The organism is Paenibacillus sp. PSB04 (genome assembly GCF_025809195.1).
In the GTDB taxonomy this organism is placed as follows: Bacteria; Bacillota; Bacilli; order Paenibacillales; family Paenibacillaceae; genus Paenibacillus_AQ; species Paenibacillus_AQ favisporus.
Genome location: NZ_CP081301.1, coordinates 3191878 through 3206711, shown reverse-complemented (window position 1 = coordinate 3206711; position 14834 = coordinate 3191878). Strand labels below are relative to the sequence as shown.

Here is a 14834-nt window from a genome sequence, read left to right as displayed (position 1 = left end):
CTTCGCGCGGATAAATTGGCGGATGCCCTGCCGAAAAACGGCAAAAAGCCTTTCGCCCCATGGCTGTCCCATGGAGCGAAAGGCTTGACTGTGTCCCGTTCCCTCACGTTATTACTTGGATTGGTAGGCTAGCAGATGACCATCTTCATAGCCTTTGGCAAAACCCGCGTTAAACCCTTCATTGTAAGCTTCGTCAAATCCTTGGCTGTACGCCGAGTCCGGACTGGTATGAGGCTCTACACCTTGAGCCACAGGCACAGGCAGCACCGGCTTTACGACCCGTTTCCGTTTTCTGCGAATGCTTTTGATCCGATGCTTTCTTTTTTTGGGTAGCAGGTGCTTACGCCGCTTTTTCAACTTGATGACTCGCGCCTTACGGCTAAGCAGCAGGCGCTTCACGGATTTTGGCCTCCGATGACGTTTTTTCTTCGTTATCATCCGTTAATCCTCCTGTAATTCTCGGGTGACTGCGAAATGGGCGGATAGAGATGCGTTTAACCAGGGCGGCGCGGAATTCCCGCTTCGGGGCTGGCACAGGCTGATGCCCGTGAGCATCCGGCATAATGCGTCTTGATGCTGCGTCAGGAGCCGGATATTTTCAAGAAGTGCCCGGGCAGAGAGGTCCGACTCGGAAGAAATGTCGGCGATGCTCCCGAGAATCCGGGCCAGCGCCTTTTGGCTGAGCGCGATGGATTGAATCAGCTCCAGCTTCGTTTCTTGCTCACGAAGGAGCAAACTCATTTGCCCATGTCTCCGAGGCCGCCGTAATCACCGCCGCCAAACATGCCTTCACCACCACCACCGCCGCCGCCGTACTCTTCTTCTTCCTGTACGAGCAATGCTTTCAAGTTGCTGCACAATCCATTCTCCATCTTCGTGAGCCCCTCCAAAAGCTCCACGATCTGACCGTGAATCTGCAGAGGCTCGCTCAGTTGATTTTCATGGCTTGCAAACGCATCCGAGTTCAAATGATTCAGCGTCCAGTTCCGCATTTTTTCGGCTTCGACCGCTTTGGCTTCCAGAATCATGGCGATGTTCCACTGGATTTTGGAGGCGGCGTCCAGCATATGCAAAAAGGCCTGTTCTCTGCTCATATCCAGCACTCCCTTACGTTTCTCCCGAAATTATTCCTCTTCATTGCTGCCCATCTCTTTCACCACATGATTCAACGTTTCCGCCAGCGCTTCCTGCAGGTCAGCAATGCTGCTAAGGTAAGAAATAATGCTCTTGTTGATCTGGCTGGAATTTTCAATCAACCCGCTCACACCGTCAAATTCCGGATGTTCATCGGGCAAATCATGAATAATCTGGGCCATCCGGACCGCCACTTGGCGCTCGGCATCCAGAACCCTGGCCATTTGCTGCTTGGAATGTGACATATGGGTGAGCATTTCGTCAATTTTGCTCTGCATTCCGGTCCCTCCCTGGTGATAGGTCACGCCTTCTGCGAATAGGCGGTCCGCCTGATCCGCATCTGCCTGCTATATCCTATGCCGCCATCCTGAAGTCAGTTACGCGATTGGGGGCAGCATACGTTTTTTTCTCATCTTTTTTTAGAAAACCGTCAAAGCACGGGATTATCCAGGTGTGGGGGGGCGATGATCAGATCCCCTTCCGGCACAGAATTTAACCGCTCGAGCGGCCACACCGATCGTTTTCTCAACGCCATATGCCATCGTTCCAGGGTATGCAGCGATGCAAACGGCCTCATCGTTCCGCGGGACCATTGGTACACCCGTCCACCGGGGCCCTCCACCAGCTGACCGGCGCCGGCCTCCCCGGCCGATAAGGACTCATCCATTGCTGCCGAATCCAGCATTTCCCGGATCTGCTCGCTTGTCAGAGAATACTCACCGTCTGGAATTTGCCGGATATCTAACCTTGACAGCAGTACGGCTTCTGCACCCACTTGTTCCGCCCCGCCGCTAAGGGCGTACTTGCGCCCGTTCAGCAGAAAATACACAAGGCCAGACTGGTCCCGTACCAGTACATGTGACGGGTAAAAATCATGCCCGCTTCGCAATCCGGGAAACCGAGCCAGCGCGCCTTCCTTCATGTTTGTCACCCAAGCGTAAGGATTATCCCACTTATTCGTGTAATACAACTCGTTATGATGATGGACCGACTCAAACTGCTGGCCCAACTGTTTCATGCTTACGCTTCCGAAATGGTGGATAAACGAATCCCCGGCAATAAACAATTTCCGGCCGGTCAGCCGGAGCCGGATGATCCAGTCGTCGTCTTCATAGTTGCCGATCCGGTACCCCTCATCCAAATAACCGATGCGGTGCAGAACATCTCTGTGGAGCAGCAGGCAAAAGCCGACCAATCGGTCGGCTTCACGCCACTTCCCTTCGTCCGGCACATTATGACCGGCTGCAAATTCCCACATCTCCTTCACATCTTCGTAAGGAACCGGAATTTGCTGTTCGCCGCTAATATAGTTCGTCACAGGCCCCACGGCACCGATCTGAGGGTCGCTGTCCAGGCAGCGGAGCATGTGGGTCAGCCAATTCGGCGTGACGAGAATATCATTGTTCAGGATGACAACCGTTTCTCCCTTGGCCATCATGATGCCGTAATTGACGCCGCCGGCAAATCCGCGGTTCTGCTCCAGCCTTGCAAACCTGATTTTCCCGCCAAACGGCTTGAGGCAGGAGGCAATATCGTCCGTAGACGCATTGTCAACGACAATAATCTCATGCGGTTCCGGCGTATGGGCCTCAATGCTCCCTAAACACTGGATCAGATATTCGGCCTGGTTATAGGTCGGAATGATGATGCTGGTGCCTTGAAACGGAATATGGAATGTGTCCCTTCCCTTTACCAGCCCTTCCGTGTACCCGCGTTCGTAACCCTCGTTATATCGGTCGCTTCCAGAGGATGAGGGAGGAGACTGCCGGATTGGCCGGCGGCCCCTTGCACTCCTGAACCGCTTTTTCATTTCAATCCCTCCCCGTTTTGCACACATGATATTTCTCTCCGCTATACACCTTACTATCTGGCATAAGGAATCTCACCGGAAACGAGCTTATCCGCCAAATGTCCAAAATCCAGCGCAACTTTGCCCAGCTGGCTCGCGATACGCTCGCAGATCACGACCGCGGGAATGCCGCTAGCCACGAGAGCCAGGTCAAATTCGCATATGGCCGCCTCCTGCATCACCCTTGGAATGTCCGAAAATCCCCGCACCGGGCTGATTACACCGGCTATGGTCAGCGAAGCCGAAGCCAGCAGCGTATTCGCAAGCTCGGGAGCCCGGTTTCCGATCAGAAGCAGCCGTTTCCCCGGGAGAAGCTGCTGCAGCAGACCATGCTCATGCAGCGCATAATTCATCGTGGATGTCGTCAGTGTCAGACTGCGGTAAGATAGCCCGTAATACCGGAGCACCGGGAACAAAAGGCCCTGGAACGTCGGCAGACGGGAATGCGGAATGCCGATGATCCCGGCCATGCGGAGCGAATCGGCCAGCATATCTCGTGCCTGCGGATCAGGCAGCTGCATTCCTGCTGTCGAGAGAAAGCGCCCCTTTTGTCGTACTTCCTCCAGCGGAAGCACGGTGTCATGGGCCAGGGCCAGCAATTCTCCGTCTCCCAGTCGGACAACCGACAGGGGCTGGCCAACGGCCAAGGCATGCGCCATGCGGCCATGGACCTCTTCGGGGCGCAATAGCTGGAGCCAATGTTCTCGGTATGCCGATATTCCCGCGGCGATTACCTCATTGGCACCTATATCCGGCAGTACCGTATACGGTGGAAGCTGGGAGGCGACTGTCTCCTCCACCCCTTCTGCATATCCGGCCTGGTAAGCAGCGTCCTGCACCTTTTGGATATCGATCGAGGGCTCCGTACTGGATTCACTGGGCCTCTCTTGGGGAAGAGGATGCACCGCGAGGGGAGTAAGCCCCGGCAGGTTCGGATGCTTTATACCATTTCCCCGCTGGCCGTACTTGTGCTTTCTTTTCTCCTTTCGGTTCAGGGGAGCATGCCGCCGACGGAGTATTAAACGTCGCTTGGCCAATTTGACACGAAGAGCCCTCTTCCATGGAGGAATGAAGGCTCTGTTTCGGATCCGAGGGCGGCTCATGGGAGAATTCCCTTCATTTTTTTGCCTGCTTCTTGCAGAGATTCAAAGGTTCCCGCGTCGCCCCACCAATGCTGCAGGATATCGTACTCCAGCCGCCCGTCTGCCGCATAGACGTTGTTGACGTCGGTTATTTCGAGTTCTCCCCGGTCCGATGGACGGATCCCGGAAATGATATCGAACACGGAAGTGTCATACATATAAAAACCGGTGACGCTGTAAGAAGATTTAGGCTTCGCTGGCTTTTCTTCAATCCGGCTGATGAGCTCCGGGCGCGCCCGGTCAAACACCGGGACACCATACCTTCTGGCATCCTGAACCTGTTTCAGGAGAACCCGCGCCGTCCCGGCAGGCTGCTGCGCAAATTTATTTACATACGTGCTCAAATCATCCATAAACAGATTATCTCCAAGCAGAACGACGAATTTTTCGTCCTTCATAATAAAGCTTCTTCCTCGATCCAGTGCCTCGGCGATTCCTCCCGCAGACTCCTGAATCCGGTAGGTTAGCTGCACACCAAAATCCTGACCGCTTCCCAAAAATTCCGTATACAAACCTGCGGACTGTTTGCCCATGACAATAAGAATTTCCTTGATTCCTGCCTGACGCAATCTGTCGATGCCGTATACGATCATGGGATACTTTCCGACAGGTAGCAAATGCTTGTTGATCAGCCGGGTCAGCGGATACAATCGGGTACCTGTCCCGCCCGCCAAGATAATACCTCTCACTGCACCACTCCTCCTTCAGATTTGCTGCCTGCTTACTCTATAAACTGGCGGGGATCAATCTGCCACTTCTCTATAAACAAGCGGTGATTCCGGTCAATCAGCTGTTGAATCTGTTCGGAGGATGCCTGTTTAAAGCTGGCGCTGCCCTGATGGTGAACGAGCGCATCCCCGCAAATCAGCAGATGAAAGCCGGCCAACCGAGCCCTGTAGCAGTAATCGTCATCCTCATAATGACCTGGTGAGAATGCTTCATCCAGAAATCCGATCCTGTTCAACACTTCCCGTTTTATAAGCAGACACATGCCGATAACCCGGTTCACTTCCACCCAGCGGGACGGATCTGGCTGATTGTTTCGGGCAGCTGTCAGCTGGAATTCTTCTGTATTGTTAAAAGAAACATCCACCTTTTGTCTACCCGAGGCTGCATTGGTAACAGGCCCGACCAAGCCGACATCCGGCCGGCTGTGCAGGGCGGCGAGCATATTGGATAACCAGTTCGTCGTAACCGTCACATCGTTGTTGAGCAGGAGCAGATCGTCCCCTCCGGCCGCCGCCAGACCGATGTTGCAGGCGACTGGAAACCCGCGGTTCACCGGAAGGGAGATAAATGGAATTCCCTCCTTGATGCAGTAGCCGTCGGTACCGTCAGTCGAGGCGTTGTCGACAACGATGATTTCGTACGGCGTATCGGTGTATTTGCGGATCGCCTCGATGCAAGGGACAAGCAGATGCAGGCCGTTATGCGTGGGGATGATAATGCTCGTCATTCGCTGATTCAGACTCATCAGGCATTCCTCCGCAAGGCGACTTCCGTCCGGGAGACTGTAGAAGACTGGGGCATCCAGCCGGCATCAATCAGCGCATGGAACGCTTCCGCATGGTCACCGATAATCAGGTCTGCCACCGCATTGCCGGTGCCCGTATTCCCGGGACGCTTCCGGTTTGCGCTGATCACGTCAACCGGCTGCACCAGCGCGAAGCGGTGCCCCTTCGCAAGGGCCAGGGCTTGGGCCTTGGGGGGAACCATCAACTGCTCGCTGCCGATATCATCAATCAAACGTCTTGCCAGTGCATGTGGAACGGCCGTTAGCGAATTTGCCCCCAGTTCCGGGTGCCCTAGCACCGTATTTAAAAAGCTTTTGCACCGCGTTACCTCATCCTGATGCATATATGGCGGCAAATACGGATTCAGGTCATTCAGCGCAGCGTCTATCCCTTCATCCACCTTATATATAAAAGGAGCCAGTTCCTCGGCGGAGATCACGACATCCCCGTCCGTAAACAACACGATATCCGCCGAGGTCATGGCGGCCCCCATGCTCCGGCCCACGTCATGTCCGAGCCGGCCCGGAACATGGAGGATGCTGGCGATCCGGTGATTGCGTGCAGCCGAGTAGCTTTGATCCCGGCAGCCGTTCAGTACGACGATTACTTCCTGGAGCGGCAGCCGTTCCAATTGCTGAAGCACCTTGCCCAGCGTATCCTGTTCATTGCTGGCACAGACGACGGCTGCGGCCGTCCTTGCCAGCGGCAGCGGAATACGGTTGTCCTTTCGCCCGGAACCTTTAGCATAACCGTCGGCGTAGCTTTTTGACAGCCGGAGCATCGTACGAATACCCGGACGCTTCTTCACATATGCCGCGCACCAATCGGAAAACGCCCGCTGAAGCGGCGATTCATAGAGGAGAACATCCCCTTCTCCTTCTTCGGCGTCGGCTTTGCCTCCTGCAAGGAGTCCTGCCTGATAAGCGGCATCCGCCAGCTTGCCTTCCCCCGCCCGGTAGATTGACGGTAGGGCCGCACGGCTCCGCTTCGGAATGGTGCGCCTTTCCTGCCGCCGCTTCCTCCCGGCCCAGTTTATTCGAGACCGAGCCGTTACACTTCTTCTTGTTCTTCTTCTCATCAGGCTCACCTTCTCACCCGCTTTCGTTCCCGTCCCAGATCGCTTCGAAGCCCCCTCGGATCCGTTACCGACAAATACCACTTCACTGCCTGAATATGATCCGCAAGAACCACCTCCTGCAGTGGATCTTTTCCGTCCACTTTGGCTCTCCGCTTATTTAACCGTCCTACGGGTACTTCATGAACCGCTTCGACCCTGAGCCCGGCGGTGACTGCCTTCGCTAAAGCAAGGGGAGGGACCGACAGGCATTCGGCTCCAAGCATGTCGACGGCGCGGCGGCTTAATGCATGCGGGACGGCGGTCAGAGAGGCTCCAAGCAGATCGGCGCGGCGCAGCATCGTATTTAGAACATGCTTGGCCTGAACGACCGGATGCGTCTGACGCCGGCGAACCGGGCCTCTATACCGGTTCAGCGCGACATCTACCCCGCCAATAACCGCCGTGACGAAGGGACGAAGCTGCCCGGCACCGATCGGCATGTCTCCGTCCAGGTACAGCATTACCTGACCCCGGGCGGCCTGCGTCCCTGCGCTTCTTCCCACATCATGCCCAAGCGGATGCTCATACCTCAGCACACGAGCCCCCGCAGACTCGGCCGCTTCTGCCGTTCGGTCGCGGCAGCCGTTGGCTACGACAATAACCTCGCAGGAAGGATGTACCCGCAGCGCTTCCCGGACCACGGCAGCGATCGTCTTCTGTTCATTCATCGCAGGGATGATCACCGATAAGACCGGAGGAAGGTCGGTATGGGGCATCCGCCTTGCCTGCGGCTTGGTTCGATGCCTGGTTCTTGACCATACGCCCGTCTTCGATGCTTGTCGGTACTTTCGGCGGGTTGGTCGATAGGTTCGTCTGTATCTTATCCGCCTCATCATTCGACATATCCCTCCCTGTCATATCAGCACGTATCTCATCACATCCTATGCCATGGGGAATGCCGTGGAAGCGGCGTTTGTGCAATGTATTTAGGTATCGTTCACGGATTTCATCACGATACTTGCTGATGATCAAGAGCATAACAAAAAAGCGCGGGGACTCTGCCCCGCGCTGGTTACTTATTCCTTATCTTTATTCTCTTTTGGTTCTGCCTCAGTCCTGAACGCGCTTCGCTGCCTCATGCTGCGCTGTGCATAGCCCGTGGTTCCTTTTCCTGATGGAGAGACCGAGCCGATCGCGATCCAGGATAGGAAACCGAAGGTTTCCGGGCCCACCCGTCTTCTCACCACTTCGATAAAGGCGATATCTTCCCGCTGCGTGTTCAATACAGCATAGAAATCGGGATGATTGCACATCGCCACGATCACATAATGGGTGTTTGGATACGGTTCCGGCAGCGTCACCGGTACTTCAACCTGCAGCTGGCCTTCGCCGATCCGGAAAGAAGTGATGCCGTACTGTTGAAGGGCCGGCTGTCCCGAAGCACTCTGAACGGGTGCAAAAGCAAGCTGTTCACCGGTGACCGACCTAGCGGCGATGTGTCTGTTCTGGATCGCCCCGTTCTGGATATGGTCCGAATGGACCGCCCCGGATTGAAGATGCCATTCCTGGATGCTTCTCGCCTGAAGGTGAAGCGGCTGAATCGTTTCCGGCTGGATGTGGCTGCCGTCGATCGTGTTCGGGGCAATTTTATCGCCCGTAACGGCTTCATCTTCCAGCAGACCGGTGGTAACGGACTCCGGTGCCAGGTGATGCGCCTGAACGCTGCCCGGCTGCAGATGGTCCGAGGATACGGATTCAGGGGCCAGATGATCCGGACCGACCGCTCCCTCTGCAAGATGTTCACCTTGGATGAGGCCGGGCTGCAGGTGCCATTCCTGCACAATGCCGGACTGCAGATGGTGCGGCTGAATCGTTTCCGGCTGGATGTGGCTGCCTTCAATCGTGTTCGGGGCAATCTTTTCCCCCGTAACGGCTTCATCTTCCAGCAGACCGGTGGTAACGGACTCCGGTGCCAGGTGATGCGCCTGAACGCTGCCCGGCTGCAGATGGTCCGAGGATACGGATTCAGGGGCCAGATGATCCGGACCGACCGCTCCCTCTGCAAGATGTTCACCTTGGATGAGGCCGGGCTGCAGGTGCCATTCCTGCACAATGCCGGACTGCAGATGGTGCGGCTGAATCGATTCCGGCTGGATATGGCTGCCGTCAATTGTGTTCCGGGCAATTTTTTCCCCCGTGACGGCTTCATCTTCCAGCAGACCGGTGGTGACGGACTCCGGCGCTAGGTGATGCGGTTGTACGCTGCCCGGCTGCAGATGGTCCGAGGATACGGATTCAGGGGCCAGATGATCCGGACCGACCGCTCCCTCTCCCAGATGTTCGCCCTGAATGAGGCCGGGCTGCAGGTGGTACGGCCCGATGGATTCCGGCTGGATATGGCCGCCGTCGACCGCACGGGAAGCGATCTTATCCCCCGTTACAGCATCCTTTTCCAACGAATCGGCCGTGACGGACTCCGGCGCCAGGTGATGCGGTTGGATGCTGCCCGGCTGCAGATGGTCCGAGGATACGGATTCAGGGGCTAGATGATCCGGACCGACTGCTCCCTCTGCCAGATGTTCGCCCTGAATGAGGCCGGGCTGCAGGTGGTAAGGCTCGATGGATTCCGGCTGGATATGGCTGCCTTCAACCGTTTGGGAAGCAATCTTATCCCCTGTTACGGCTTCCTTCTTCAGTGATTCGGTAGTAACCGAATCCGCCGCCAGATGATGCGGCTGGATAAGGCCTGGCTGCAGATGCCATTCCTGAATCGTCTCAGCGTGAAGGTGGTACGGCTGGATCGACTCGGGCTGGATATGGCTGCCGTCGACCGCATGAGGAGCAATCTTGTCGCCCGTAACGGCCTCATCTTCCAACGATTCGGTCGTGACGGTATCCGGCGCAAGGTGATGCGGTTGGATGCTGCCTGGCTGCAGATGACCCGAGGTGACGGATCCGGACGCCAAATGCTCCGGGCCAACCCCTCCTTCTGCAAGATGTTCTCCGCGAATAAGGCCGGGTTGCAGATGGTAAGACCGGATCGATTTGGGCTGGATATGGCTGCCATCCAATGTATTAGAGGCAATCTTATCCCCAGTCACGGCATCATCTTCCAGTGAACCGGTCGTAACCGAATCCGGCGCAAGGTGATGCGGCTGGATGCTGCCCGACTGCAGATGATTCGAGGTGACGGAATCGGCCGCCAGATGATCCGGACCGATCGTACCTTCGGCAAGATGCTGGCCCTGGACGATACCCGGCTGCAGATGCCATTCCTGTACAATGCCGGACTGCAGATGGTGCGGCTGGATCGATTCCGGCTGAATATGGCTGCTGCCTACGGCGCGAGAAGCGATTTTATCTCCCGTGACGGCTTCATTCTTCAGAGCATCTGTCGTGACCGAATTCCGTGCCAGGTGATGCGGCTGGATGCTGCCCTGCTGCAGGTGATCCGAGGTGACGGATTCGGCTGCCAGATGTTCCGCGCCGACCGCTCCTTCTGCCAGATGTTCCCCATGAATGAGGCCGGGCTGCAGATGGGACGGCTGAACCGATTCCGGCTGAATATGGCTGCTGCCAACCGCGTTGGAAGCGATTTTATCCCCCGTCACTGCTTCGTCTTCGAGTGAATCCGTCATGACCGAATTCCGTGCCAGGTGGTGCGGCTGGATGCTGCCCTGCTGCAGGTGATCCGAGGTGACGGATTCAGCTGCCAGATGTTCCGCGCCGACCGCTCCCACTGCAAGATGTTCTTCATGAATGAGGCCGGGCTGCAGATGGGACGGCTGAATTGATTCCGGCTGGACATGGCTGCTGCTAACCGAGCCTGGAGCGATTTTATTCCCCGTAACGGCTTCGTCCTTCAGAGAATCAGTCGTTACGGAACTCCGATCCAGGTGATGCGGCTGGATGCTGCTCCGCTGCAGATGATCCGAGGTGACCGATTCGGGGGCCAGATGATCCGGACCGACGGCCCCTTCTGTAAGATGCTGGCCCTGAATGAGTCCTGGCTGCAGATGCCAATCCTGGATGCTCTCGGCCTGAAGGTGAAGCGGGAGGATCGATTCCGGCTGGATGTGGACACTTCCTATCGCACCCGTGGCCAATTTAGCCGAGCTTACGGATCCATCCTTCAGCGCATGCTCGTGAACAGCCCCAAAGGCCAGGTGCTCCGCCGTTACGGCCCCTGTCTGGATGTGATGGCTTCCGATCGACGTGTCCGCCAGCTTATCGGCTGTGACCGCACCGGGATGCAGCGCTTCGGTATGCACCGAACTTGTGGCCAGATGCTGCATACCGACACTGCCTGCCTGCAGCTGTTCCTCTCCGACCGATTCGGGGGCTAAATGCCTGAAGTCCACCGCACCAGGGGCAATATGCTGCTTCTCCACGCTCTTTTCCTGAAGCTGAGCCGAGCCGATCGATTTCGCCTCGATATGGCGGGTTCCGATCGAATCCGGCGCGATCTTGTCACCGGTTACTGATCCGCCCTGGAGGGCAACTTCGGATACCGCATCCGGGGCAAGATGGCCGGATTGTATGCTGCCGTTCGTCAGATGGGCCGCTGTGACGGATGCCGGCGCTAACTGCTTAGAGCCTACAGCTTCTTCACCCAGGTGGCCGATGCGGATAATCCCCTCCTGAAGATGCTCAAAACCGATGGAGGCCGGTTTCAGATGAGCGCTGTCGACGGATGCCGGTGCCAGCTTGGAGGCGCCCACCGCACCATCCTGCAGTGCCTCCGAATATACGGCACCTTCAGCCAAATGCTGGGCTTTGATGCTGCCTGACTGAAGTTGCTCTTCTCCCACGGAATCCGGAGCAAGATGCCGGAAACCGACCGCCCCCGGAGCAAGATGCCGCTGCTGTACGCTTTTCTCATGGAGATGAATGGAGCGGACGGCATCCTGTTTGATATTGACGCTGCCGACCGATTCCGGTCCGAGCTTCGATGCGGTTATTGCGCCGTCCTTGATGGCTTCTGTGTTAACCGATAACTGACTCAAATGGCGTTCCTGGATCAATGCGGACTGCAGATGCCCTTCGCTGACCGAGCCGGGTGTGAGATGACGCTCGCCGACAATGCCTTCAGCTAAATGTCTTTCCTCGACAGTACGGTCTTGCAGGTGCTCACCGGAAACCGAACCGGCCTGGAGCTGATTCCCTCCGACTGAGCCTGCCGTGAGATGACGCTCACTGATGATATTATCAGCCAGATGCTTCTCTTCCACCGCTTGGTTCTGCAGGTGCACCCCGGATACGGAACCGTCCTGAAGCTGATTTCCGCCGATCGAACCGAACGTAAGGTGACGCTCACTGATGATATTGTCAGCCAGATGCTTCTCTTCCACCGCTTGGTTTTGCAGGTGTATTCCGGAGACAGAGTCGGCCTGAAGCTGGGTTCCTCCGACCGAACCGGCTGTAAGATGGCGCTCACTGATGATATTGTCAGCCAGATGCTTCTCTTCCACCGCTTGGTTTTGCAGGTGTATTCCGGAGACAGAGTCGGCCTGAAGCTGGGTTCCTCCGACCGAGCCGGCCGTAAGGTGGCGCTCACTGACGATACCTTCGGCCAGATGCTTCTCTTCTACTGAATGGTTTTGCAGGTGCGCTCCGGTGACGGAATCGGCCTGAAGCTGGGTTCCTCCGACCGAGCCGGCCGTTAGATGGCGCTCGCTGACGATGCCTTCAGCCAGATGCTTTTCTTCGACCGCTCCACTGTGCAAATGCACGCTGGAAACCGAGCCGGGCTGAAGCTGTACTCCGCCGACTGATTCTTCCGAGAGATGCCGCTGGGTTACCGCACCCACGTTGATCGAGCGGGAAGTGACGGCGTTGTCGGACAAATGCTCACTGCTTACGGACGCGGAGGCCAGCTTGGGGCTGCTCACACTCCCATCAGCCAGTTTGGCAGACGTCACCGCCAGATCCTGAATTTTGTCGGTCGCCACGCTTTCGGGTGAAAGCTTCAGGGAGGTGACCGCATGGTCTGCTAAGTGAGCCGGATAGATAATGCCGTGATTGAGATGACCGGATTGAACGCTTCCTGCTGAAAGCTTTTCTGCAGTTACCGCTTCATTCCTAATGATTGCGTTGTGTACGATTCCGGGCGTCAGATGATCTGCGTTCACCGAACCTTTGGCTATATGCTGGGTTGTGACGGCCTGATCCTGAATCGCGGATGCTCGCACGCTTTTGTCGGACAAATGCCGATCCTGAATCGAAGCCGGGCGGATATGCTCCGCGCTGATGCCGCCTTCGGCTATATTGCGGCCGCCGACCGCGCCGTCTGCCAGTATGCCGCTCGTCACGCTGCCGCCTGCGAGCTTTTCACCAATGACAGATTTGTTCTGCAGATGACGGGAAGCTACCGCTCCATCCGAGATATGCTGCTCGACAATGGCGCTGCGGGTAATGTGTCCCGTGGTGATCGACCCGTGTCTGACATGAGAGCCTTCCACGACGTTTGCCGCAATATGGCTGCCGTTAACAGCCCCCTGCTGAATGTGGGACGTCTGGATGGAATTCGGCGCAATCTGTGCTTTCTGGACGGCACCTTGTGCCAGATGCCGGGTCTGCACGGCTTCGTCTGCAATTTTCTGGGGCAGAATGCTTTGATCGGCAATTTTAGATGAGGTGACCGTCTGCTCGACAATATGCACCGTTCCGACCGACTGCTCTGCCAATTTGTTCGCCCCGACGCTGTGGTCGGCCAAGTGCGCTGCAGTGATCTCGCCGGGGGCGATATGCTTGCCGCGAATGGTCGCATCCGCCAAATGCGCGGACGTTACCGCAAAGGGTGCCAATATTGGTCCGGTCACGGCTCCATCCTGCAGATGTTGGGTGCCGACTGATTTTTTGGCGACATGCTCGCTTGACACGCTCCCCGTCGCGATTTGATTTCCGCCAACGGAGCCGTTCTGAAGAAGTTCCCCGGTCAGTGATCCTTCCCGTATATGAACGCTTTCGATGGAGCGCTCCTTTAGCTTGTCGCCCGTAATTTCGCCGGTCCGGATCTTCGAGCCGGTAACGGCGCCTTCGGCCAGTTTCGACGTGTCGATCACTTCATTTGTCAAATGCATGGACTGGATGCTGGCCCCAGCAATTTTGCTTGCCGTTACGGCTTGGTCTTGCAGCAGATCTGTGTTTACGACCAAATTGCTCAAATGGCGTGACGTGATGGAACCGTCGGCGATTTTGGTGGAATCGATCACCTGGTCGCCCAGCTTGGCGGATGTAATACTTCCGTCGCGGATTTTTTCCCCGCTGATGGAGCGATCCCGAATTTTGCTGCCGCTGATCGCGCCGTCGGTCAGATGCTCCTCCAAAATGGATTCAGAGGCAATTTTGGAGGAGACCACGGAGCCGTCGGCTAAGTGAATATGAGAAACAGCATAATCGGCAATGGCCTCGCTGCCTACCGAGCCGGGCTGAAGTCTGGACGAGTCAATGGCCCGGAGCGCAATTTTGGACGTCGTGACCGAACCGTCGCTCAGATCATCCGTATAAATGATTGGCTCCGGGGAGTTCGGCATCCTTTTTTCTTCAATGATCTCCTCCAGCTCCTCACGGTCCCGAACCGGCACCGTCTCCTCAGGTATAGCTTCTTCAATAACAGGCTCCTCGGGTACCGCTTCCTCGGATACCGCCTCCTCCTCGGGCTCTTCTATTGCCTCAGGCTTGCTCTCTGCAGTGTCCTCCATTTGGTGCTCTTGTATCGGTTCAACTGTCTCCAAAGTCGTTGTTTGCTGGACTTCTTCCTTTTCAAGGACTGCATCAGGGGCAATGGATCGGATTTCCGCATATGAATCAAGTTGGTTTGTCTTTGGCGCCGTTACTTTGCTTTTACGGATCAGTTCCAACTCCTGAATTTCAGGATTATCCACGAAATAGAGGTTCTTGTTCGGTTGTTTAACCGTCCGGCTTTTATTTTTCTTCTTCAAAAGACCTCGCTCCTTCCTGACCGGATGCATCTTGGGCATCATATGCGAACAAATAGGCCGTTGTCACTGATTTCCCGGTTTTTGTAACGATTTTGAACTAGCCAATCGGATGAGTGCTTCCGGCAGAACAATCCGGGAGGACGGGATCACAAATATTCAGGGATAAAAGGTTGAAGTTCGGGGGATGATCGAGGG

General features: G+C 56.3%; 12 protein-coding genes. All 12 read right to left on the bottom strand.

From position 1 onward, the window contains the following. Positions 1-111 precede the first annotated feature (111 nt). Complete coding sequence (locus K2F33_RS14760) at positions 112-438, bottom strand: hypothetical protein (protein ID WP_076174127.1); 327 nt, start codon at positions 436-438, stop codon at positions 112-114. A 3-nt stretch (positions 439-441) separates the two neighbouring features. Continuing rightward, complete coding sequence (locus tag K2F33_RS14755) at positions 442-741, bottom strand: hypothetical protein (protein ID WP_076174124.1); 300 nt, start codon at positions 739-741, stop codon at positions 442-444. After that, on the bottom strand, positions 738-1094 hold the full coding sequence (locus K2F33_RS14750; RefSeq protein ID WP_076174457.1) for an alpha-helical endospore appendage domain-containing protein: 357 nt from the start codon (positions 1092-1094) through the stop codon (positions 738-740). Before K2F33_RS14750 ends, K2F33_RS14755 begins: the two co-directional genes overlap by 4 nt. Before the next feature lie 30 nt (positions 1095-1124). Further along, positions 1125-1412 carry a nucleoside-diphosphate sugar epimerase gene (locus K2F33_RS14745; protein WP_076174121.1) on the bottom strand — a complete coding sequence of 96 codons (288 nt, stop codon included), beginning with the start codon at positions 1410-1412 and terminating at the stop codon, positions 1125-1127. 152 nt (positions 1413-1564) lie between these two features. Further along, positions 1565-2944 carry a glycosyltransferase family 2 protein gene (locus tag K2F33_RS14740; protein WP_318672518.1) on the bottom strand — a complete coding sequence of 460 codons (1380 nt, stop codon included), beginning with the start codon at positions 2942-2944 and terminating at the stop codon, positions 1565-1567. A 53-nt stretch (positions 2945-2997) separates the two neighbouring features. Continuing rightward, the gene (locus K2F33_RS14735) at positions 2998-4020 is read right to left on the bottom strand and encodes a GT-D fold domain-containing protein (protein ID WP_263882099.1); all 1023 of its coding nucleotides are present in this window, start codon (positions 4018-4020) and stop codon (positions 2998-3000) included. Positions 4021-4082: 62 nt separating this feature from the next. After that, positions 4083-4814 carry a sugar phosphate nucleotidyltransferase gene (locus tag K2F33_RS14730; RefSeq protein WP_076174117.1) on the bottom strand — a complete coding sequence of 244 codons (732 nt, stop codon included), beginning with the start codon at positions 4812-4814 and terminating at the stop codon, positions 4083-4085. A 32-nt stretch (positions 4815-4846) separates the two neighbouring features. Next, a complete protein-coding gene (locus tag K2F33_RS14725; RefSeq protein ID WP_084204105.1) occupies positions 4847-5599 on the bottom strand; it encodes a glycosyltransferase family 2 protein in 753 nt (250 codons plus the stop codon). Next, positions 5599-6717 carry a glycosyltransferase gene (locus K2F33_RS14720; RefSeq protein ID WP_084204104.1) on the bottom strand — a complete coding sequence of 373 codons (1119 nt, stop codon included), beginning with the start codon at positions 6715-6717 and terminating at the stop codon, positions 5599-5601. The genes K2F33_RS14725 and K2F33_RS14720 overlap by 1 nt, the downstream gene beginning before the upstream one ends. 5 nt (positions 6718-6722) lie before the next feature. After that, positions 6723-7424 (bottom strand): glycosyltransferase family 2 protein, encoded by a 702-nt coding sequence (locus K2F33_RS14715; RefSeq protein ID WP_263882097.1) that lies wholly within the window; start codon positions 7422-7424, stop codon positions 6723-6725. Then, the gene (locus tag K2F33_RS14710; protein WP_186326167.1) at positions 7417-7599 is read right to left on the bottom strand and encodes a hypothetical protein; all 183 of its coding nucleotides are present in this window, start codon (positions 7597-7599) and stop codon (positions 7417-7419) included. Before K2F33_RS14710 ends, K2F33_RS14715 begins: the two co-directional genes overlap by 8 nt. A 173-nt stretch (positions 7600-7772) precedes the next feature. Continuing rightward, positions 7773-14639, bottom strand: coding sequence for a WIAG-tail domain (locus K2F33_RS14705; protein ID WP_263882096.1), 6867 nt, complete (start codon positions 14637-14639; stop codon positions 7773-7775). Between the last annotated feature and the right edge of the window lie 195 nt (positions 14640-14834).